Source organism: Planctobacterium sp. R6 (assembly GCF_055755215.1).
The window spans coordinates 38607-60265 of record NZ_JBVTQY010000024.1 but is presented as its reverse complement, the minus strand read 5'-3'; the positions used below and the strand labels follow the sequence as shown (position 1 = coordinate 60265).

Sequence of the window (21659 nt, the reverse complement as noted above, 5' to 3'; positions counted from 1 at the left end):
AAAAAGTGCCAGCAGATAACATCAATCAACCCTCAGCATATACCTTGCTCATCCATTTGGCAGAGCAACATATTGGCACGTTAACCTTGGATAAAGGCACTAACCTACTCAAGCTTGAATATGAGCAGGATTGGCAGCAAACAGGCTTTCCATTGTCACCCGTACTGACGTTGGATAACCTTCATTCTCCCGAAGTCGCCTACAACTATCTCGACAACGCACTTCCCGAAGGGGAAGCGCGGAAACTCCTATCAGAGCACCTTGGTGTCTCAGAAAAAAATGTCTATTCCCAAGTCAGGGCCATCGGCAATGATCTGGCGGGGGCTATTACGTTTAAGGCGAGTGAACAAGGTGCTGACATTTCATTAGAGGCAAGTAAGCCACAATTTAGAGTGATCGAACCCACTGAGCTAACCAAACGGCTTGCCCACAAAGAAGATATTGGCCTGTTAACATGGGACGACAAACCACGACTGAGTGTGGCGGGAGTACAAGACAAGCTCAACATATTCATTAATGAGCAAGGGCAAATTGGGTTTGGCGAAGGGACTTTATGCTCAACGCATATTCTCAAGTTTGAGAGGCACAATTGTCCCAACCTCGTACTCAACGAATACTTCTGTATGAAGCTGTCAAAGGCAGTGGGACTGCCTGCCGCAGAAGTGCGATTCACACGATTCGAACAATACCCGGCACTGGTTGTGGAACGGTTTGATCGTAAGTATGCACCTGATCAGTTTAAAGTCTTTCGCAGGCATGTGATTGATGGCTGCCAAGCTCTGAACCTGCCACGCGACTATAAATATGAGCGGAACCTGGGTGATGGCAGGGATGTGCAGCATATTCGCGATGGCGCAAGCTTACCCCGGCTTTTTGAACTGGCAAAGACTATGGTATCGCCTGTTGAGAGTCTTCAATGGCTCATCAACTGGCAGTTATTTAATTTGATGATCAGCAATTACGACAGTCATGGTAAAAATGTCTCGCTGTTTTTTGATAAGCGTAATAATCGATTCACGCCTGCTTATGATTTAGTGAATGTAGCCATGTTCCCACAGTTCAAGCATGTACTGGCGATGGCGATGGGTGATGAGTTTGAGCCCGAATGCATTAACGCCTACCAAATGGCTGATTTCGCAGAAACCTGCGGGGTGAATAAAAAGCTCTTGTCTCGCCAGTTAACCGACTTGGCGGATAAAGTCATCAACACGCTAACGCAACAGCAGTTCATCGAGACCATCACTCAGGAGCCGCATTTTACCGACGACGACCGAAGTTACATGCTCGAGGTAAAAGAGCATGTATTGACCCGAACACAACACTTACGCTCACAAGCACCTGACATACCAAAGATCGAAGTTTGATCTTTGCGGAAGACTGATGGAATATCCCCAAACGACCTTCATTCCTAAATCTTTCATATTTCTAACGAGTCGGTTTAACTCAGCTTTGGACCAAAGCGTCCAACCATTTTCACCGACTCGCTGACCAGAAGAACTTAATAGACTTGAATTGAGTTTCTGACATGCTGAGAACGTTCATTAAAAAGCACCCGCTAATTTAGATTTCACGTGCGCCTCGTCGTACGGCTTGTGGCGGAACACCAAATCCACGCAGAAAAGCTTCACGCATGTGTCGGCGGTCCCGAAAGCCTGTTTCGCGGGCAATAATCTCCAGAGGGTGATGACTATCTTCTATCATAAAACGAGCGGCTTCCAGGCGCAGATTCTCAATTGCTTTTGCGGGTGACTGGCCAGTTTCAGCGGTGAACACTCGTGTAAACTGCCTCGGACTGAGATTGACCTGTTCCGCGAGATCTTCCACATTAATGGTCTTTTTAAGGTTTTTACGTGCAAACTCTAATGCGCTTTGAATACGATCCGACTTAGGGGACATATCCAGCAACTCTGAATGTTGCGACTGTCCACCTGACCGGCGTTGATACATCACCAGCTTGTGAGCGACCGAGCGAGCAACGTCAGTGCCGAGGTCCTTTTCCACCATAGCCAGTGCCATATCCAACCCTGCAGTCATTCCGGCAGACGTCCAGACCGGGCCGTCCACAATGTAGATCCTGTCTTCTTCAACATTAATATCGGGATATCTTGCCTGCATTTCTCGTGCAAAAGCCCAGTGCGTTGTAGCGCGACGCCCTGCAAGTAATCCGGACTCGGCTAAAACAAATGCCCCCGTGCAAATGGCCGCTACCCGGCGCGCCCGCATTGCGCCTTCACCAGCAAACTGAATAACTTCAACAGGTGTCGGTATATCAAGAGGGGTGCCTATCCCACTAAACAACCAGGTATCTATCTCACATCGCCTGTTCACAGGGAGAGTTTCCACTGCCATACCAAGAGACGAATGCAATTGTCCGCCTTGAACTGAGTAATTGCGAACTTCGTAGAATGGTTTGTCGATAACAACGTTAGCATATTCAAAGACACTCTGTGTCGCCAGTGACATAACCTGAAACCCGTCCGTTAACAGATATCCAATTCTGTGCATTTTAACTCCCCCACCAAAATGTCTCAAATCAGTATCATATACGTCATTTAGGTCAATCTCAATTGGTCATAGAATGCAATTGTTGCTTTACAACAAATACATTGTTCAGGAGAAATGAAAATGACTTTACAGAAGAACTTAGGTACAGCCCTGATTACAGGCGCATCATCCGGAATTGGAGCTGTCTATGCGGACCGCCTGGCTCGCCGCGGCTATGATGTCATTCTGGTTGCACGCAATCGCGTAAAACTAAATGCTTTGGCCAAAAAGATCACGACCCAAAGTGGCCGATCTGTTGAAGTACTGGAAGCAGACCTCAGCAATCGCGCAGCTCTGACCCGGGTGGAGGAAAAGCTAAAACAGGACGAAACCATAACATTGTTGGTTAACAATGCGGGGACAGGAACCCATACGCCGTTGTTAGAGAGCCAAATTGATAGCATGGAGCGTATGATCGAACTCAATGTCACCGCACTAACGCGTCTGACTTACGCGGCTGTCCCCAAATTTGTCGCCCGTCGCCAGGGCGCTGTCATTAATATTTCTTCTATTGTGAGTATTGCTCCGGAAATCCTGAATGGCGTTTATGGTGGCAGTAAAGCCTACGTACACGCCTTTAGCCAGTCTCTGCATCATGAGCTGTCGGATAAAGGGATTAAAGTCCAGGCTGTACTGCCCGGTGCAACCGCGACAGATTTTTGGGCCTCCGGAGGATTACCGCTGGAAAATCTCGACCAGCAAATCGTCATGAGCGCTGAAAACCTGGTGGACGCTGCATTGGTTGGATTCGACCGAGGTGAGCTGATCACCATCCCATCCTTACATAATTACACTGCATGGGAGAGTTACGAAAAATCCAGACAGCTCATGTCTGCCAACCTTTCCAGTAATTCACCAGCGCCTCGCTATACAGAGACACACTAAAACACATTCACGATTTAACACAACGCTTTAATATCAATGAGGACAATGACAATGAAAACTACTGACAACACTATTTTAATCACTGGCGGTACTTCCGGTATCGGTCGAGGTCTGGCAGAATCTTTTCACAAGTTGGGTAACCAGGTGATTATCGCTGGCCGTCGCCAGGAATTGCTCGACGAAGTTGTGGCAGCGAATCCGGGTATGGATTCGATACGCCTGGATGTGAGTAATCCAGCTGAGATACAAACAGTCGCCGAAGTACTTATTGCGCGCTACCCTTCACTGAATGTGATAATCAATAACGCGGGCATTATGCCTTTTGATAATGCAGCCGGAATACTGGATGACAGCCAGGCAGCTCGTACTATTGATACCAACCTACTCGGTCCAGTTCGGGTCAGCTCGGCCTTTGTTGAACATCTCAAAAAACAGCCTGACGCTTATATTATCAATAATAGTTCGGTACTGGCCTTTGTGCCGCTTGCAGCTACTGCGCTTTACTCCGCCACCAAGGCAGCCATCCACTCTTACACATTGTCACAGCGATTTATGCTGCGCGATACTTCGGTCAAAGTAATTGAAATTGCCCCTCCCTGGGTGGACACCGATTTGATCCACAAAAGTGGTGATCCCCGTGCAATGCCTCTTGATGCTTTCCTCGAGGAAACGATGGAAAAATTAGCGCAGGAAAATGTCGAGGCTCTGGTGGATGTGGTGGTACCTTTGCGCGATAACCCGGGCAGCAAGGAACATGCGCTCGTCAGGGATTTCAATCTGTCACTGGTCGACAATCCAATTCCCGTTGCCTGATCCAGATACCGACAGTACCTTCTGGTACTGTCGGGCTTTTGTTCTGTTCGCAACGGTACTATTCAGCGAAATTATACGGCATAAGGAATCTTGGCTGCTCACAGCTAAAATCAAAGTGCTGCCTGACTGTTTTTACCCGAAACAAACACTTCTAAGAGACTAGCGGGTTGGTGCAGGTAGAGCATCAATCTCAATACGGAAAAGACTGTAGGGCCTGTCTCGTAAGTCGTTACCACCATGAAAAACTGGCTGACGATGAAGTTGATTAACAATAAAGTAAAGGTAGCCATCAGTTCCAATCGACAAGGTATCAGGCCAAAGAACCCGAGGGTCGTGTACCAGTGTTTGCCATTGACCATCCGGAAGTCGCTTGCGAATGCCATTGTGCTCATAATCTGATGCGTAGATAGCGCCATTGGCATCAGCCTCCAAACCATCGGATGCACCTTTTTCACCGATATCCATTACCGCCCGGGACAACTGCTCTTCACTGATGTTCGGATCCCGAAGTAGCGCAGTAGGCACAGCATAAAGCCTGCGACTTGATAGCGCACTGAAATAGAGTGTGACACCGTCCGGAGACAACGCAATACCATCAGAAGCGACCCGAAACGGACTAATCTTTCCATCTGCCTCTCGACTTACCATGTTTACCCCCTCAACCACAGGTATGAAGTTCGGATCAGGAGCGGTAGAACTATCACCACTGAGGCGTCGCAACGCTTTTCCGGTTGCCAGGTCCATGACGATAATGGCACCTGGTCCTGATAAAGATGAGTCAGTTACATACACGACACCGGCCTTACCGACCCGAAAATCAAAACGCATGTCATTCACATAGGTCGTTGGGAAAATAACATCAGGTGGGAATACATGGTTAGCAATCACCTTATTCGTTGCCAGATCTATTTCTACGAGTTTAGCCCCACCCTGTATCGGAGGTTGAAAACCAGGTGCAGCGGTATCCAATACCCAAAGATGATTTTGACCATCAGCTATCACGCTTTGAACGCTGATAAATCCTGAATGGGGCTTTTCTATCTCAAATGTGTTTGTTGCCATATCGGGATAAGGCACCAGTTTGCCGTCTGTCAGTTCCACAACCGCGTAGTTGGGTTCGTCGCCCCATTGAGGAAAGTTAACAAATATGCGTCCGCTGCGACTAACGGTAACGCCCGTCGGCATAGGACCATTGAATGTGTGCACCAATTCGATATCGCCGTAGTAACGGACATGAGGAAGGCCTTCGGTGGTTGCAGCCAGTACCGGAGCGGGAAATACCCCTTCCAACACTGAAAAGGCTGCCAACACAAAGTAAAATATTCCTGAATTTAAGGTTTTCATAATCATCATCTCCAGAGTTCAGTCAGTTTCGAAGTACCAGGCATAAAAGTGCTTTAAAAGCCTTCCAGCACAACTTTTCCTTTCGCCTGGTTACTCTCAATCAATGCATGGGCCCGTCTCAAATTCGCCGCGTTGATCGTGCCAAAATGCGCTCCGAGCGTTGTTTTTATATGTCCCTGGTCGACAAGCTCACTAATGCGCTCGAGCAACTGGTGCTGTTGGATCATGTCTGATGTTTGAAAAATAGGACGGGTAAACATAAATTCCCAATGCAGTGACAGGCTTTTGCCCTTCATGGGTAATACGTTCAGTGACTCAGGATCATCAATAAGTGCCAGCTGTCCCTGAGGTGCAAGTACAGCAATAAGTTGCTCAAAGTAACTGGCTGTGTGTGTCAGGCTGGCAACATGGTGCACCTCGGTGATACCCACATCAAGAAGCTGCTCTTTGAGCGGGGCGTAATGGTTGATGACATGATGGGCGCCCAACGCTTTAACCCAGTCAAGGGTTTCCGGGCGCGATGCAGTACCTATAACCGTCATCGAAGTTAATTGACGAGCCAGCTGGATTAACATCGACCCCACTCCACCTGCTGCGCCAACTACCAGCAAGGTTTCGCCTTTGCCTTGTCTCTCGCTAATTTTCAGTCTGTCAAAAAGTAGTTCCCAGGCTGTGATAGAGGTTAGCGGTAATGCTGCCGATTGAGCAAAGTCGAGTGAAGACGGCTTGTGGCCTGCGATGCGCTCGTCCACTAAATGGAATTCACTGTTGCTACCCGGTCGTGTTATCGAGCCCGCATAGAAAACCTCATCTCCGGGTTGGAACAAAGTCACCGCTTCGCCCGTTGCCTGCACAACACCAGCAGCGTCCCAACCCAAAATACGAGGAGCAACTGTTTCTGAATTCTGTCGTACTTTAGTGTCAACAGGGTTCACAGATACCGCGCGAACTTCTATTAATAGATCTCTGGGTCCGGGAACGGGTTGGTCAATCTCGACATCGATTAGTGACTGTTCATCGCCAATCGGTAAACCATGTTGAGAGTAAGCTATTGCTTTCATATTTATTTCCTCAATTAATGAAAAGTGATATTTGTTAGTCACTTGAAATAGGGTCAAACTTTCCGTCATATTAGCCAGCAGTAGAGATGGGAAAAACGCGTCTAATACAACAACACTTGTTCTCGAGGTGAATAAATGGTTCGACTGGAAGATCTTACGCTGTTTGTCAGAGCTGCTGCCTTAGGTAGCTTTTCTAATGTGGCGCGAGAAGTTGATGTATTGCCGGCACAAGTCAGCGTTGCCATCAAACGTCTGGAAAAGACCCTTGGCATACGCCTTTTTGCACGTTCTACCCGGAGCTTGCGGCTCACGGCCGAAGGAGAGGAATATCTGACTTATGCTCAGAAGGCACTGGAAACCCTGCAAGAGGGGCACGAAAGGATCAATCATCAGGATTCTGAACTGAGCGGTACCTTACAGGTGGCGACCCCCTCTGATCTTGGGCGAAATATGCTGTTACATTGGTTCAGTGAGTTTCGAATCCGGCACCCGAACATAAATCTGAAATTACATTTGTCCGATCAGGTCGCCAATGTGTTTAGAGAGCCTGTGGATGTCGCTATCCGGTATGGTGTTATGGATGACGCCAGCTTTGTGGCCCTGCCCCTGGCACCAGAAAATCGTCGGGTGCTGGTCGCCTCCCCAGAATACATTAAACGCCATGGCAGACCTGAATATCCGGATGAGCTGCAACAGCACAACTGCCTGACGTATTTACTAAAAGGACGAATACACAATCGCTGGCGCTTCGGGATTTCAGGCCATGACCAAACCATAGAAGTTTCAGGTGATTTACAGTGTGACGATGCGGATGTAATCAGACGCTGGGCTATCGCTGGTGAAGGCTTAGCTTACAAATCCTGGCTTGACGTCAGTGGCGATATCTTAGCGGGTCGGTTAGAGATATTGTTACCTCAACTCCAGGGCGAACCTGCTCCATTACATTTGATTTGTCCTCATCGGAAACAGTTTTCACCCGCAATTCGCCAGGTCCATCATTTGTTACGTGAACACTGTACCAAGCTGATGCAAGACTTCCCCAGGGTTGAGCCGGGCACCAAAGTGTAAAAAACAAATAGTCAGCCGGGTTTCAGGTGTTTAAATGAATCTGTCAGGCCCTGGCAAACAGAGCAATACCCCACCTTATTAATCTAAATCCCAGTTTTTTTGCCTTTTTAAGCCCGCTATTTTTGCGGCTTCCCACTCTACTTGTTAAAAATTAGTAAATTAAATTGGCGGAAAATTAACGTCGTTTCGTCTTTACCCCTGACGTGAATAACCGCGCTGATGTGTTGCAGTGCCAGCGCGAGTTTTGAGTTATTCACTGCATTGTGTTGCTCCATTACATGTTGTGTTTTGCCAGCTTTACCCTGTGAAGCTGGCCTTTTTCCGGCTCCTGGTCGGTAACTGGCCCAAAACGCAGATTCGATGACTGGAGAGCAATACAAAAACCAACGCTTTTTTCAGGACACACATCATCATGTTAAAAAGAACGAAACTCTCCGCGGCCGTTGTGGCGGCGATGGCATCACTGAGTAGCGCACCGCTGGTGTCGGCTCAGGAAGAGACAAGTGCCGACAATTTTGAACTAATTCAGGTGCGCGGTATTCGCGGCAGTATGGCGCGGGCTATGGATGTAAAACGCGAATCTGGTGGCGTGGTAGACGCCATCTCCGCTGAAGACATAGGTAAATTCCCCGATACTAACGTAGCGGAGTCTCTGCAACGTATCACAGGTGTATCGGTGGACCGCTCTGGCGGTGAAGGTCAGTTGATTACCGTGCGGGGATTTGGTCCGGAGTTCAATACCGTTCTGGTGAATGGCCGCCAGATCGCTTCAGAAAACAATTCCCGTGCCTTTAGTTTCGATACCATCGCTTCGGAGCTGGTGCGTAGCCTGGATGTCCATAAAACCAGTACCGCCACCATGCAGTCAGGCGGCATTGGTGCCACCATTAACATTGAAACCGCCAAACCCTTCAACATGAATGGCTTTAAAGTGGCGGGCAGCGTTAAAGGGGTTTACGATGAAAACAGCGAAGAAGCCACACCCCAGGTTTCCGGTCTTATATCCAATACCTTCAACGACGACACCTTTGGCGTATTACTGGCGGTATCTCATCAGGAAAGGGAAACCCGGCTCAATCAGGCTCAAATGGATGGCTGGCTGGAAAACGTGGGTGTCCCGAATCCGGTTTCCAGCGATGGCACCCCCTGGACCGGTACTATCTTTTCGCCGCGCAATTACGATCATAAGGTAACCTTCGAAGAGCGCACCCGTACCAATGCCAACCTGGTATTCCAGTATGCCGCCAGCGATGACATAGTGGTCACCGCTGATTTATTGTATTCCGACTTTGATGTCAAAACCGACGCCACCTCTTATGGCCACTGGTTTACAGCTCCCAATATTCAGGGTGTGGGTGATGATGGCAGCCTGTTTGATGCCGACGGCAATCGTCGTTCCGCTATTGTAGACGAAAACGGTACAGTGGTGGATCTGTACCAGGAAATCGGAATGGCCACCGATATGCACGCCAAAAAGTTTGATCGCTTAACCGAAACCATGGATGTGGGTCTGAACCTGGCCTGGGATGTTAACGACAATCTGAAACTGAACTTCGATCTGCACCATTCCAGTGCTGAAAGAGAATCCAACAATGGCGGTGAAAACCAGTTATCACTGATTGGTTATTCCAACCGGGTACGCTTTCAGGTTGATAACAATATTCTGCCCCTGGCCAGCATGTTTGCCTCCCCCAACGGTAACATCTACAGTGGCCAGCAGGAAATCGACGTGCAGGCAGGCGGTCAGCCATTAACCGTAGCTGACCCCAACAACCCGGGATTTGTGATGTATAACCCGATGATTGGCGGTGCTGCGGGCCCGGCGGGTGTGGGCAATCACCTGGATGAAGCCAACAGTCGCGCCCACGTTATGTTGCGTCGTGGCTGGGCGGTGGAAGACGATGTCACTCAGTTTCGACTGGATGGTGAGTGGGATGAAGGTCAGGACAGTGGCCTCACCAAAGCCAAATTCGGTCTGCAATATTCCACTGAAGAAAAGTCACTGACCCGTTGGGATAACGAAACCGGCGTACATTGTTTGTACTGTGGTTATCCGGATGCCCCCGTGGTACCGGCGGATCTGCAATACGTATTTGATGCCGGGAATGATTTCCTCGGCGATGTCAGCGGCAGTGGCCGTATGCCGACGCAGTGGCTGGCTCATAACGGCGAAACCATGTTTGCGTACCTGGAACAGTTATCAGGTCAGAGCTTTGATGCCGTTCAGAAAGACAACTCTTTCGATGTAGAAGAAACCATTTTGTCTGCCTATCTGGAAATGAATTTTGTCGGAGACCTGGCAAAGCGTCCCATTTACATTACCGGTGGCGTGCGAATTGAACAAACCGATGTAGACGTCACGGGCACTCAGGCGGTATTGCAAAGCCTGACGGTACTGGATGCTACGGAACTAAATCAAAACTACGGTACCCCTGCCGCTATCTCTGAAAGCTCCAGTTACGATGCGGTGTTACCCAATGTCGCCATTAAGTGGGACTTCACTGATGACCTGATTTTCCGTGCAGCGGCATCGCGCAGCCTGACTCGTCCGACACTGGAAAGTATGTCTCCGGCGGTTGTGATCACCACCACCCGTCAGGGCGGTGATCTGCGCTCCTTCTCCGGGAATCCGGCGTTGCAGCCTTTCACCTCTGATAACTTCGATTTGTCAGCCGAGTGGTATTACGGCGATGCCAGTTATGCCTCTGCCGGTTACTTCCGAAAAGAAGTATCTAATTTTATCGTCAACGGCCAGAGCGAACTGACCTTTGACGCACCGGGCGGCGGCTTAGTGCAGGATCCTTCTTCAGGCAGCGATGCGGTATTTACCAATACCCTGCCCAGCAACGGAGAAAACGCCTCAGTGGATGGGCTGGAACTGGCGTGGCAGCACACCTTTGACAGCGGTTTTGGCTTTATCGCCAACGCCACCTTTGCCGACAGCAATGCCGAACTGGACCCCACAGATACCACACAGATCTTTGCACTGACCGGACTCAGTGATTCCATGAACCTGGTGGGCTTTTATGAAGACGGTCCTTTCCAGGTCAGGCTGGCCTGGAACTGGCGTGATGAGTTTGTGCAATCCCTCACCCAGGTGCAGGGCAATGGCCCCACCATCGTGGAGGATTATCGGCAGCTGGACATGAGTGGTAGCTACGATATCACCGAAAATATCACCCTGTTCTTTGAAGGTATTAACCTCACCGAAGAATATGTGCATAAACGCGGTCGCTTTGATAACCACCTGCTTCTGGTGGAAGACAGCGGCAGACGTTTTGCCCTGGGTGTCCGGGGCAGTTTCTAAGCCTCACCGTACGCCGCTACCTGTGGCTAGCGGCGTTGTTGTTTTCACCTCAGTAAAAAATGTTAACCCTATGAACAAGCACAATATCAGGCAGGTGGTGGTGGTCGGTGGCGGCACAGCCGGTTGGATAACCGCAGGGCGTATCGCGGCTCAGCACAACAGCCAACAAGAGGGCGCGTTGCAGGTGACTCTCATCGAATCGCCTAATATTCCCACCATTGGCGTGGGTGAAGGTACCTGGCCCACCATGCGCGACACCCTGATCAAACTGGGGATCAGTGAAACCCAGTTTATTCGCGAATGCGACGCCAGTTTTAAACAAGGTGCTAAATTTTGTGGCTGGGTAACCGGCGCAAAAAACGATTTTTATTATCACCCGTTAGTGCTACCACAAGGTTTTAATCAATGTGACCTGGTGCCCCACTGGCAGCAAATCAGTACTGAGCATTCCTTTTCTGAAGCTGTGTGTTTTCAGGAGAGCATCTGCGAACAAGGCCTGGCCCCGAAAACCATTCAGACACCGGAATATGCCGCCGTTGCTAATTATGCTTATCATCTGGATGCCGGAAAATTCACCAAATTATTGACCGAACATTGCACTAAAAAACTGGGAGTTAAGCACATCAAAGCCGATGTCTGTCAGGTAATTAATCATGACAATGGCTATGTGAAATCAGTGCTTACCCGGCAAGCTGGCGAAATTGCAGGCGATTTATTTGTAGATTGCAGTGGCTTTCAGTCCCTGCTGTTAGGGCAACATTGCAACATCCCTTTTACAGATCGCAGCGACGTGTTGTTTTCAGATACTGCATTAGCGGTACAGGTGCCTTACGAAACAGAAGATACCCCTATTGCTTCCCATACAATCTCCACCGCACAAGCAGCCGGCTGGATATGGGACATTGGCCTGCAACATCGCCGCGGTGTAGGCTATGTGTATTCCAGTCGGCACAGTGATGAAAATCAGGCAATGCAGGCGCTGAAAGCCTATGTGGGACCGCAAATAGACACGCTGTCAGTGCGTAAAATCCCCATCCAATGTGGCCATCGCCAGAAGTTCTGGCACAACAATGTAGTGGCTGTCGGGTTAGCCGCAGGCTTTCTGGAACCACTGGAAGCGTCCGCTTTGGTACTGGTGGAAATGTCTGCCACTATGATTGCCCAGCAAATGCCAGCCAATCATGATGTCATGCCGGTGATTGCCAAACGCTTCAACGATACCTTTTTGTATCGCTGGGAGCGCATTGTGGATTTTCTGAAGTTGCATTACCTGTTATCGCAACGCAACGACAACACTTTCTGGCGGGATCACAGGGACCCAGCCAGTATCCCGGAATCGCTGCAACAGTTGCTGCAGTTGTGGCGTTATCACCCGCCCCAGGATCATGATTTCACCAGTAACAATGAAGTATTTCCTGCTGCCAGCTATCAATATGTGTTGTATGGTATGGGCTTTAAAAGTGATTTAAGCCATGTGCACATCAGCCCTAAACAGCAACAAATGGCACAACAGCAGTTCGATATTAATCGGCGCAATATCCAGCAAGTTTTGTCACGATTACCGCAAAATCGCGACATTTTGAATAAGATAAAAGAATACGGCTTTCAAACCTTATGAGGATCAAACCATGTCGCAACTAGTGGCTTTAAATCGCCAGACTCACAAATCACTTCGCGTAGATACCCAAAAGGTAGAACAGCAGGCGGCCGAATTACACATGGTGCCCGTGGTGCTACCTGAATTTCGCAAATTGCTGGTGCACTACCCCATCGTATTTTCTAAAAACAGTGAAACCGGACAATTTATGTGCTCCGCGTTACTGGGTTTTGAACAGGGTGAAAACCTGTTTTGGCAGCAAGGTAGTTGGCAGGGCATTTATGTGCCATTGCAGGTTAGTCGCCAGCCATTTTTCTTAGGTCAACAGGATACGAACCAACAACCAGACGTAGCGCAGCAGGACCCGGTGCTCTGTATCAACGAAGCCCACCCGGCGACAGGCGACCTCGGCGAAGCCCTGTTTGATGCCGATGGTCAGGCAACGGCTTATTTGCAAAACCAGCAACGGGATCTCATGACCCTTTTACATGGCGAGCAGCTGACGCAACAATTTATTGCAACCTTACTGGAATTACAGTTGCTAACCGCCATGTCACTGGAAATAAAATTTGTGGATGACAGCAGCACCAAAATTAATGGCCTGTACACTATTGATGAGGATAAGCTGGACGAGCTGTCGCCTAACATTTTACAGCAGTTGCAGCAGCAGGGTTACCTTGCGGCCATTTACGCCATGGTGCACTCTACCGGTCAGATATATCATTTAATTGAGCGAAAAAACCAGCGTCTGCAACAGGCGCAAAACTGGTTTAAATCGGCGGCACAATCTTAGTACTATGACGACATTACCGGTGGCAGATATGCAAGGACAGCCAATGCAATTTAACCCTTCCGCCAGAATCAGTGTGCACTTTATCGGGCCTGAAAATACTGCGGATGCCAAAGCCCCGTTACTGATCATTGACGATTGTTTGTTAATGCCACACGCGCTGGTTGAAGCCGCAAAAACTGCGCAGTTCAGCAACAATGATGGTGATTTTTACCCAGGAATCCGCGCGCCTTTACCGCCACAATATTGTCACACAATGGCACAGGCCCTAACGCCTCTTCTCGCGCCTTATAGGGATTTCAATAGCGCGTCGCTGGACTACAGTTTTTCAGCGTTTTCCCTGACCACGCAGGCCAGCCAAACACTCAAACCCATTCAGTGTATCCCCCATTACGATGACACCCACACCAGCAAGTTTGCACTGGTGCATTATTTGTTTCAGCAAGACCTGGGAGGCACGGGCTTTTTTCAGCATAAAAAAACCGGTTACTGGCAGATTAACCCACAGAATCAAAACCATTACATGAAAACCCTGGGTACCCAGGCCACCACCGAAGGCTTACCGGAAGCCGCCTATATTCAGGGCAGCACCCCGCTGTTCGAGGAATATTTTAGGGTGACACCCATGTTTAATCGGGCCATTGTTTATCCCTGCAACTTGTTGCACTCGGGATTGATCAACGCACAAACGGGGTTGTCACCGACCCCCAACGAGGGAAGACTCACCGCCAATCTGGCGCTGGAGGCAGGTTAATAGAGTGCGGCTTAGAGTTTGCCGCGAATACCAAAAGAATAGCGGGTTCCGGTATCCTGAATTAGCAACAATTGATTGGCATAACGGCCGTGCTTGTGCACCACTTCATTACTGAGGTTAATGCCTTCCAGAAAAATCGACAGATTGGGGTTAATGTCGAAACTGACACTCATGTCCAGTTGTTTGTATGGGGCAACAAAGGTCGGCTCGGAGCTTTGCCGCTGCACCAGCGACTGCAAAAAGCCTTCCCGGCGATTCCAGGCCAGGCGCCACTGCCATTTATCCTTATCGTAAAACAACACCAGATTGGCGGAATCACTGAGTCCCGTCAGGGCAAACTTGTTGCTGATATCGTCCCGTTTTAATTGTGCGTTGCTGTCCACCAGCGTCATATTCCCCAGCACACTAAATCCCGTATCCCCAAACTGGTGACTTATACTGAGTTCCACGCCCTGAACTTTGGCCTGCTCACCGTTTTGCGGTTGTACCAAATCAAATTCCGCCAGCGCATCGTCAGCGTCCGGTGCGGTTGGATCACTCCCGGTACTGGGGTCGGTAACCTCACCAAACACCACCGGTGAGGTTTGAGTAGTGATAAAGTTGCTAACGCGTTTAACAAAATAACCCGCTGATAAATAGCTGTTGCGGGCGTAATAATATTCCAGAAACACATCCAGATTTTCCGACTCAAAGGGTTGTAGCTGAGTATTGCCGGAACTGGCCCGCAAGTCGCCGCCTTGCCGGGTGGTGTTCAGCGTCACGCCGGGTGATAACTGAGAAATGGTGGGCCGGGTCAGAGAACGCGACCAGGCCAGCCGCGCGGTCAGTTGGTCGCTCAGCTCCCATTTTACATTCAGAGAAGGCAGCCAGTTGTGGTACTGATTGCGAAACGCCACCGGCTGCAAAGCGCCGGTTACCGGTCCCAGCTCGGTTTGATCCAGGATGTCCAGTCGCTGCAACTGTTCAATAAAGCCGGAGATATGCACCCGGGTATGCTCGTAGCGCAAGCCGCTGTGCAGGGTAACGGGGTTATCCAGTAAGGTGTGATTGAGTACAAAATCAATGTATGCCCCCTGTACCTGTTCGGTAACCGTAAACGAACTGCCGCGCTTGGTGGCACCTAAATTGGTTTCGCCAAACGACTCCAGATATGCAAACAACTGCTGACTATCATGGCGCAGCCATTGTTTGGGTATCCACTGATGGCCGGGAACGCTGCTAAGGAAATCATCACCGGCACTGAACACCTGTTGAAACTCATCCGGAAGGTCCGGCTCATCAAAGTAACCACAATACTGACAATGCCGGGCGTTATCTTCATTGTCGTAGCGCGTGTTACTTTTCACCTGCTCAGTGTACTGATAACCAAAATCCAGATAAAAGGGCTGCTGAAAAGCATCGTCCCAGTTGCCATCAATACGAAATTGCCGCACTTCATCACGTATATGCCAGCCCCGGCGCAACATCACATGAGCGCGTCCGTTGGCCGGGTCCAGATAATGGCTAACACCGACATTATTTCCATTGGCATCAGACACAATATCACTGGCCGTCTCAAAACCATAAATACGCGGCAATAGTGCATTTTCCACCAGTTCAAACCGGGAGCGATTGAGATAACCAATCAGCGACAAGGCATTGGCCGCGCCACTGGTATCGTCAATTTCTGCCTGTGAATAAGACCAGTCCACTTCCCAGCTGAATGCGCTGTCCGGCCGCCACTCCATATTCAGTCCAATGGCATCAATTTTCGCCGGCCTGTCGAAGGTTCGCGCGTGAAAATCGGTGGCATGACCAATGTTCTGTTCAAAAGACACGACGGTACCGTGGCTGTCCGTGCTTACCTGTTCCAGATTACTGGAAGTGAACCAGTGCCCCATCGACGTCGCGTTAGTACTGACATCCAGCCGGGTGTGCAGGGCATCCGCTACAAATTCCAGATTGTCATCAGGGCGGTATTGCAACACCAGCGTACTGCCGGTGCGTTTGCGTTCATCAAAACGCACCCGGTGATCATAATTGCGGGGCACAAATATGTTATCGGTTTCGGTGAGCACTTCGCTGTGCGGAATATTGGTATTTACCAACCAGCCGTCCATTTGCGCTTCGTCAATGCGCGCGTCCCGCTGCTGCTGGTTGTAAGCCAGCAACGCACCAAACCGGTTGTTCTGCCAGGTGTTGGAGATCAGGGCAGAATACTGAGGTGATAGATCCCGGCTATTGCGGTCATACAAGCCTTTAACACTGCCCACAAACTGAAAATGCGGTATCGACAGGGGTCTGGCGGTTTGCACATCAATGGTTGCTCCAATGCTACCGGATTGCTGTCTGGCATTCTGAGTTTTATAAACATTGACGCCACTGACGATTTCCGATGCCAGGGTATCAAAACTAAATTCGCGGCCTAAATTATCGGTAGCCATTTGTCGGCCATTCAGCAGTACCCGGTTAAACTCCGGCCCAAATCCCCGCACCGTCACAAACTGTCCTTCACCTTCCGCCCGGTCAATAGAGACACCGGCAATACGCTGCAACGACTCCGCCAGATTCTGATCCGGCAATTTACCAATTTCCACGGCCTGAATGTTATCCATCACTACGTCAGATTCCCGCTTGATGCTCTGCGACTCCCGGATACTGGCGCGATACCCCCGCACCATAATGTGTTCATAGGGGCTGATATCCTTGGCAGGTTCTATGGTGATCAGGTTGTCATCACCACGAATAAAATCAATAAATTGCGCAAACAGTGATTTTACTTCAGGCGGTTCCTGCGGCTTTTCTGAGATGATGATCTGATTATTGTCAGCAATTCTGGCCTGCAATCGGGTGTCTGCCAGCAACCGGTGAATGGCATCCGGTGCCGGAAAGTAACCACGCACCGCATTGGCCTGCACGTCTTTCACCAATGAGTAGGGAAACACCACGGTCAGATTGCCCTGTGATGCAAACTCGATGAGCGCTTCGTCAGCGGGTTTACTTTCTATCTGAAATCGCCTGAGAGGGTTACCTTCTGCAGCCATCACACCCGACATTGCCAACATCAATGCTGTCGCTACGGCGCTGCGCCGTAAACGTTTAATGTCTGATTTGCGAGAAGATAACGCCATAGTAAGCTTAGTAATTCAGTGTCCTGCAAAGATTAATAATGATGATGCCTGCGCCGATTTTCGGATTAGCTCTACACAGCATAGCCAAAAACCCTAACGCCCCCTATTTTTGCTCTGCCATTTCATCGGTTGCTGAGTCTCAACTGTTCAATATTCAGCCATAAGCGTTCGTCTTCAAGAGGCGTTTGGTCACTCATGTTGGGGTTTTCCAGGCGAATCACCACCCGCTCCTGCAGCCGCGCTAAGGTTATCGCATCTTTGATCATGGGGTGAGCGAAAAATAACTGATCGTAGGAGCCATCTTCGATGGCCTGGTTAAAACCAAGCTCTATCGCCTGCGCAAGCGTTTGATTGTCCGGGGCCACAAAAAAATACATGGCAAAGGGATAAATCAACAGTAACCGAGGCTCGATACTCAGATTTAACGCAGTTCGCGCACTGACTTCACTCCAGGGTTCATGGATAGCCCGGGGAAACAAATCAAACCGGCCCCCCTCCAGCATAGGAAACAAACTTTCATACTTCACCGGAGTAACCACATTCAGGCCTGCGTGCTTTAGCACCACAGTATCTCCCCAAAAGCGCCCCTGCCCTACGGAAAATCGCTGCAAATCGACTAAGTTGTTAACCTTTGAATAGCGGCTTTCCTCTCCCTGACGAATGATAAAAATACGGTGTCCTAACATGCCTTTTAACACCGGAATGCGAATCGGCAGCAGCGACTGCTCATAGTGTTTTTGCGTGCCCGCCCACATCACGCTCATGCCGCCTTCTTTTAACATTTCCATGGAACGCCCTTCTGTCTGGGCATTAGGCAACGGCTGAAACTGATAACGGGCGCTGTCTCTGGTTTTACGCAGGGCCAGTTTTAAAATTTCTGCGATCAGGTTTTCTTTTGGGTCATTGGACTTGGGATGCACAATCAGGTACTCATTGGCCTGCGTGTTAAAGCAAATAACCAATAACAACCAACCTGTAGTGCAAATGCCAATCAGGAATAATTTATCAATACGCAGCATGGCTTACCTGTTCTGAAAATAAGGCTTAAAATGTTATAAATATGTTAAATTAAGAGTTCGACGAGCCAGCATTAAAAATCCCCCAGTCGTGTTTTAAAATTTTTTTTAATATCGGCTGGCGGATTTTTGCGTGTGGCTCGTTTTGATGAATGATTGCAATCAATAACAGAACAATATGCCTTTAGACTCTACAATCCATGACGCTTACATGGCAGCCAGAAACGGACTGTCACGTATGGTGTCGCGTCTGGTGCCGCCGAAAGAGGTGGAAGATATTGTACAGGAAACTTACGTTCGACTTTGTCAGGTAGAGCAACCCAGGTCGATCTCTGAGCCCCGATCTTTTTTGTACCGTACCGCCAAAAACCTCGCTCTGGATCATTTAAAAAGAGCGGAAACCCGTCTGACTGATTCACCAGAAGACAGTCTTGACAGTATGATGTTGGAACAAACGGTCGATAACACCTTGCAAAGCGTAGTCAGTGACCAGGAATTTGGTCACTTTTGTGAAGCGGTGCGGCTACTACCGGTTGTCTGCCGCAAAGTATTTGTCCTTAAAAAGGTGTACGGCTATTCCCAAAAGGAAATAGCAAAAATGATGAATATTAGTGAAAGTACCATTGAAAAACATATCGCTCAGGGAATGAAGCGCAGCATGCTCTATGTCATGCAAAAAGAGCAAGGCGCGCCTGTACCCGCTGACAAGGCTTCTGTAACAGGTAAATCGCTATGAACAATAATGTTGTACCTATCCGTACTACCGCCAAAGCCGCAAACAACAGTGCGCTGGATTCTGCAGCAGAATGGATAGCCAAAATGGACCGGGGGCTGAGTCTCGAAGAAGAGCAGCAACTGAAAACCTGGCTGCAGTCTTCAGAAGAGCACCGTGAGATGTTGTTTAAAATGGCGAAACTGTGGGACAACATGGCCGCGCTGGAGCGATTAAAATCGCTGTTCCCGGAACCACCGGTTAAACAGTCTCGCCGCGCGCCTTTAGCCATGGCCGCATCGGTGGCGTTTGTTGCCATGTTATTTACCTTTTTGTGGCTAAGTGCGGGGGACTCCTGGCTGTCTGACAGTGAACTTGTGGTTTTGTCAGAGCAGCGCTTTGAGACAGGTACCGGCGACTCGAAAAAAGTTACCTTGTCTGACGGCAGCCTGTTGTCGGTCAATACCAACACCTCCGTTAAAGTGACCTTTATGGAACAACAGCGGGTAATAGAACTGTTTGAAGGTGAAATTCACATACAGGTGGCCCATAACACCGAAAGACCACTGAGCGTATACGCCGCCGGACAAATCATTCAGGCGGTAGGCACAGCATTCAATGTTGAACTCCTTGAAGATCAGGTGGAGTTGATCGTCACAGAAGGCAAAGTCAGAGTGGCCAGACAAGCTGAAGATCAGCCGGATCCACTGCGCCCCATGCAAAATCGACTGGACGACAGCCTGCCATCATTGGTGCAGGGGCAAAAGTCGCTGCTGACCGTAGCGGCCCCAACCATAGAAACCGTAGAAACGGCAGATATTAATGCAGCATTATCCTGGCAGCAGGGCAATCTGGTGTTCAGAGGGGAACCATTGCAACAGGTATTGGCTGAGGTCAGCCGCTACAATGCAGTGACTTTCGAACTCCCGCAGAATGAACTGAACCACATTCAGGTAGCAGGATTATTTAAAACCAATGACCTGAATGGTTTTCTCAGCGCGCTGCAACAGAACTTTGCCATTGAAAACCAACGTACTTCGGATAACCGCATTGTTTTGCGCCGGGGCAGTTAAGAGTTGCAACAGGATGCCACAGCCAATGCTGTGGCCTCTGTCTGCAAGAATGTGTTAAAACCTGTGCTATTGTCCATCTATCATCCATTCTATGACCCCATAATGAGACCATAATCATGTCAGAAACTATTGAACAGCCAAACCAGGGCGGCATCAGCGCTGCTCAGGTAGAACAAATCACCGCCGCCGAAGATCAGGCGGTCTCGGTGGCCTATGTGATATTTATCTCAGCGGTAGCGGCCATTGGCGGTTTTTTATTCGGCTTTGACTCAGGTGTCATCAATGGCACAGTGGGCGCACTGGAAAAAGCCTTTAATGCCACTGATGTCGCCACGGGTTTTAATGTGGCATCTGTCTTACTGGGTTGTGCCTTAGGAGCATTAATGGCCGGGCCAGTGGCCGATAAATTAGGGCGCAAACCGGTGATGATAGTCACAGCAATCGTATTTGCCATCAGCGCTTATGGCTCCGGTATTGCTGACAGTTCTATGGCGTTCATCTTTTATCGGTTACTGGGCGGATTAGGCGTAGGTGCAGCGTCAGTACTGGCACCGGCTTATATTTCTGAAGTTGCTCCCGCCAGCCTGCGAGGCCGACTGGCCACCTTGCAGCAAATGGCCATAGTGTTGGGCTTATTTGCCGCTTTTATGAGTAACTTTACCATCGCTTCTTACACCGGCGGAGCCAGTGAGCCTGGCTGGTTTGGGATCGCAGCCTGGCGCTGGATGTTCTGGATGGAAATCATTCCCGCCAGCTTGTTTTTCATCGGTGTCATCCTGATCCCTGAATCGCCACGCTTTTTGGTGGCACAGGGCCGCGAATCTGACGCAAAGAGCGTATTTGAGCGCATCGCACCCGGCGTGGCGAACGCCCAGGTTAGTGAAATTAAACGCTCGTTGCAAAGCAGCCATAAACCTGCCCTGCGGGACCTGTTTATCAGCGGCACCCGCAAAATTCATCCCATTATCTGGGTAGGCGTAGCACTGTCAGTGTTCCAGCAATTTGTGGGCATCAATGTAGTATTTTATTATGGTGCTGAGCTTTGGCAGGCGGCCGGATTTGATGAATCGCAATCTTTGTTTATCAACGTTTTGGGCGGTGTTACCAATGTAGTGTCTACCTTTATTGCCATCGCGTTAATAGACAAAATTGGCCGCAAACCGCTGCTGATTATCGGCAGTTCCGGTATGGCGGTGATGTTGGCTACATTGACCTGGTTATTCAGCACGGCAGGTTTAGATGAGGCCGGCAAACTGGCGCTCACCGAAGGCATGGGAACTTTAGCACTGGTTGCAGCCAATCTGTATATCGTATTTTTTGGCATGAGTTGGGGACCGGTTGTCTGGGTACTGCTAGGCGAAATGTTTAACAACCGAATTCGCGGTGCCGCTTTGGCGTTAGCCGCCAGTGCGCAATGGCTGGCAAACTTCGTGGTAACCATGACTTTCCCCATCCTGTTAACTCAAACCGGACTGGGCGGCGCTTACGGATTATATGCCTCCAGTGCCCTGATCAGCCTGTTTTTTGTATTGCGTTACGTCAAAGAAACACGCGGCCGAAGGCTGGAAGAAATGTAGTTCTGCCT

The 21659-nt window shown here is 49.5% G+C and carries 16 protein-coding genes; 11 read left to right on the top strand and 5 right to left on the bottom strand.

From position 1 onward, the window contains the following. The first annotated feature begins 5 nt into the window (after positions 1 to 5). The gene (locus AC0J20_RS15145; RefSeq protein WP_473022314.1) at positions 6 to 1364 is read left to right on the top strand and encodes a HipA domain-containing protein; all 1359 of its coding nucleotides are present in this window, start codon (positions 6 to 8) and stop codon (positions 1362 to 1364) included. Positions 1365 to 1560: 196 nt separating this feature from the next. On the opposite strand, the gene AC0J20_RS15140 is transcribed toward AC0J20_RS15145, so the two are convergent. Then, positions 1561 to 2505, bottom strand: coding sequence for a GlxA family transcriptional regulator (locus tag AC0J20_RS15140; RefSeq protein WP_473022313.1), 945 nt, complete (start codon positions 2503 to 2505; stop codon positions 1561 to 1563). A 120-nt stretch (positions 2506 to 2625) separates the two neighbouring features. Here AC0J20_RS15140 and AC0J20_RS15135 point away from each other — a divergent pair, with 120 nt between their 5' ends. Together AC0J20_RS15135 and AC0J20_RS15130 are read left to right on the top strand one after the other, a co-directional pair. Further along, entirely contained in the window at positions 2626 to 3429 is an 804-nt protein-coding gene (locus AC0J20_RS15135; RefSeq protein WP_473022312.1) for an SDR family NAD(P)-dependent oxidoreductase, read from the top strand. 51 nt (positions 3430 to 3480) lie between these two features. After that, entirely contained in the window at positions 3481 to 4242 is a 762-nt protein-coding gene (locus AC0J20_RS15130) for an SDR family oxidoreductase (protein ID WP_473022310.1), read from the top strand. Positions 4243 to 4401: 159 nt separating this feature from the next. Here the strand turns inward: AC0J20_RS15130 and AC0J20_RS15125 are convergent, their stop codons facing one another. Both AC0J20_RS15125 and AC0J20_RS15120 read right to left on the bottom strand, forming a co-directional pair. Next, a complete protein-coding gene (locus AC0J20_RS15125; RefSeq protein ID WP_473022308.1) occupies positions 4402 to 5586 on the bottom strand; it encodes an L-dopachrome tautomerase-related protein in 1185 nt (394 codons plus the stop codon). A 53-nt stretch (positions 5587 to 5639) separates the two neighbouring features. Further along, the gene (locus tag AC0J20_RS15120; RefSeq protein ID WP_473022307.1) at positions 5640 to 6647 is read right to left on the bottom strand and encodes a zinc-binding alcohol dehydrogenase family protein; all 1008 of its coding nucleotides are present in this window, start codon (positions 6645 to 6647) and stop codon (positions 5640 to 5642) included. Positions 6648 to 6782: 135 nt separating this feature from the next. Between AC0J20_RS15120 and AC0J20_RS15115 the strand changes: the two genes are divergently transcribed. From AC0J20_RS15115 to AC0J20_RS15095, 5 genes are all read left to right on the top strand, one after another. Then, positions 6783 to 7715, top strand: coding sequence for a LysR family transcriptional regulator (locus AC0J20_RS15115; RefSeq protein ID WP_473022306.1), 933 nt, complete (start codon positions 6783 to 6785; stop codon positions 7713 to 7715). Between the two features lie 412 nt (positions 7716 to 8127). Continuing rightward, positions 8128 to 11022, top strand: coding sequence for a TonB-dependent receptor (locus AC0J20_RS15110; RefSeq protein ID WP_473022305.1), 2895 nt, complete (start codon positions 8128 to 8130; stop codon positions 11020 to 11022). A gap of 70 nt (positions 11023 to 11092) precedes the next feature. Continuing rightward, positions 11093 to 12640, top strand: coding sequence for a tryptophan halogenase family protein (locus AC0J20_RS15105; RefSeq protein ID WP_473022304.1), 1548 nt, complete (start codon positions 11093 to 11095; stop codon positions 12638 to 12640). 10 nt (positions 12641 to 12650) lie between these two features. Then, on the top strand, positions 12651 to 13412 hold the full coding sequence (locus AC0J20_RS15100) for a SapC family protein (RefSeq protein ID WP_473022303.1): 762 nt from the start codon (positions 12651 to 12653) through the stop codon (positions 13410 to 13412). A gap of 28 nt (positions 13413 to 13440) precedes the next feature. Then, positions 13441 to 14163: a DUF6445 family protein gene (locus tag AC0J20_RS15095; RefSeq protein ID WP_473022302.1), complete on the top strand. Its 723-nt coding sequence runs from the start codon at positions 13441 to 13443 to the stop codon at positions 14161 to 14163. 11 nt (positions 14164 to 14174) lie between these two features. Here AC0J20_RS15095 and AC0J20_RS15090 read toward each other — a convergent pair whose 3' ends face one another. Next, a complete protein-coding gene (locus AC0J20_RS15090) occupies positions 14175 to 17273 on the bottom strand; it encodes a TonB-dependent receptor (RefSeq protein WP_473022301.1) in 3099 nt (1032 codons plus the stop codon). Positions 17274 to 17395: 122 nt separating this feature from the next. After that, the gene (locus AC0J20_RS15085; protein WP_473022300.1) at positions 17396 to 18292 is read right to left on the bottom strand and encodes a diguanylate cyclase; all 897 of its coding nucleotides are present in this window, start codon (positions 18290 to 18292) and stop codon (positions 17396 to 17398) included. Between the two features lie 175 nt (positions 18293 to 18467). Between AC0J20_RS15085 and AC0J20_RS15080 the strand changes: the two genes are divergently transcribed. The 3 genes from AC0J20_RS15080 to AC0J20_RS15070 all read left to right on the top strand — a co-directional run bounded on the left by AC0J20_RS15080 (position 18468) and on the right by AC0J20_RS15070 (position 21651). Next, positions 18468 to 19025 (top strand): RNA polymerase sigma factor, encoded by a 558-nt coding sequence (locus tag AC0J20_RS15080; RefSeq protein WP_473022299.1) that lies wholly within the window; start codon positions 18468 to 18470, stop codon positions 19023 to 19025. Continuing rightward, on the top strand, positions 19022 to 20074 hold the full coding sequence (locus tag AC0J20_RS15075) for a FecR family protein (protein ID WP_473022298.1): 1053 nt from the start codon (positions 19022 to 19024) through the stop codon (positions 20072 to 20074). The genes AC0J20_RS15080 and AC0J20_RS15075 overlap by 4 nt, the downstream gene beginning before the upstream one ends. A gap of 116 nt (positions 20075 to 20190) precedes the next feature. After that, entirely contained in the window at positions 20191 to 21651 is a 1461-nt protein-coding gene (locus AC0J20_RS15070; RefSeq protein WP_229530138.1) for a sugar porter family MFS transporter, read from the top strand. Positions 21652 to 21659 lie beyond the last annotated feature (8 nt).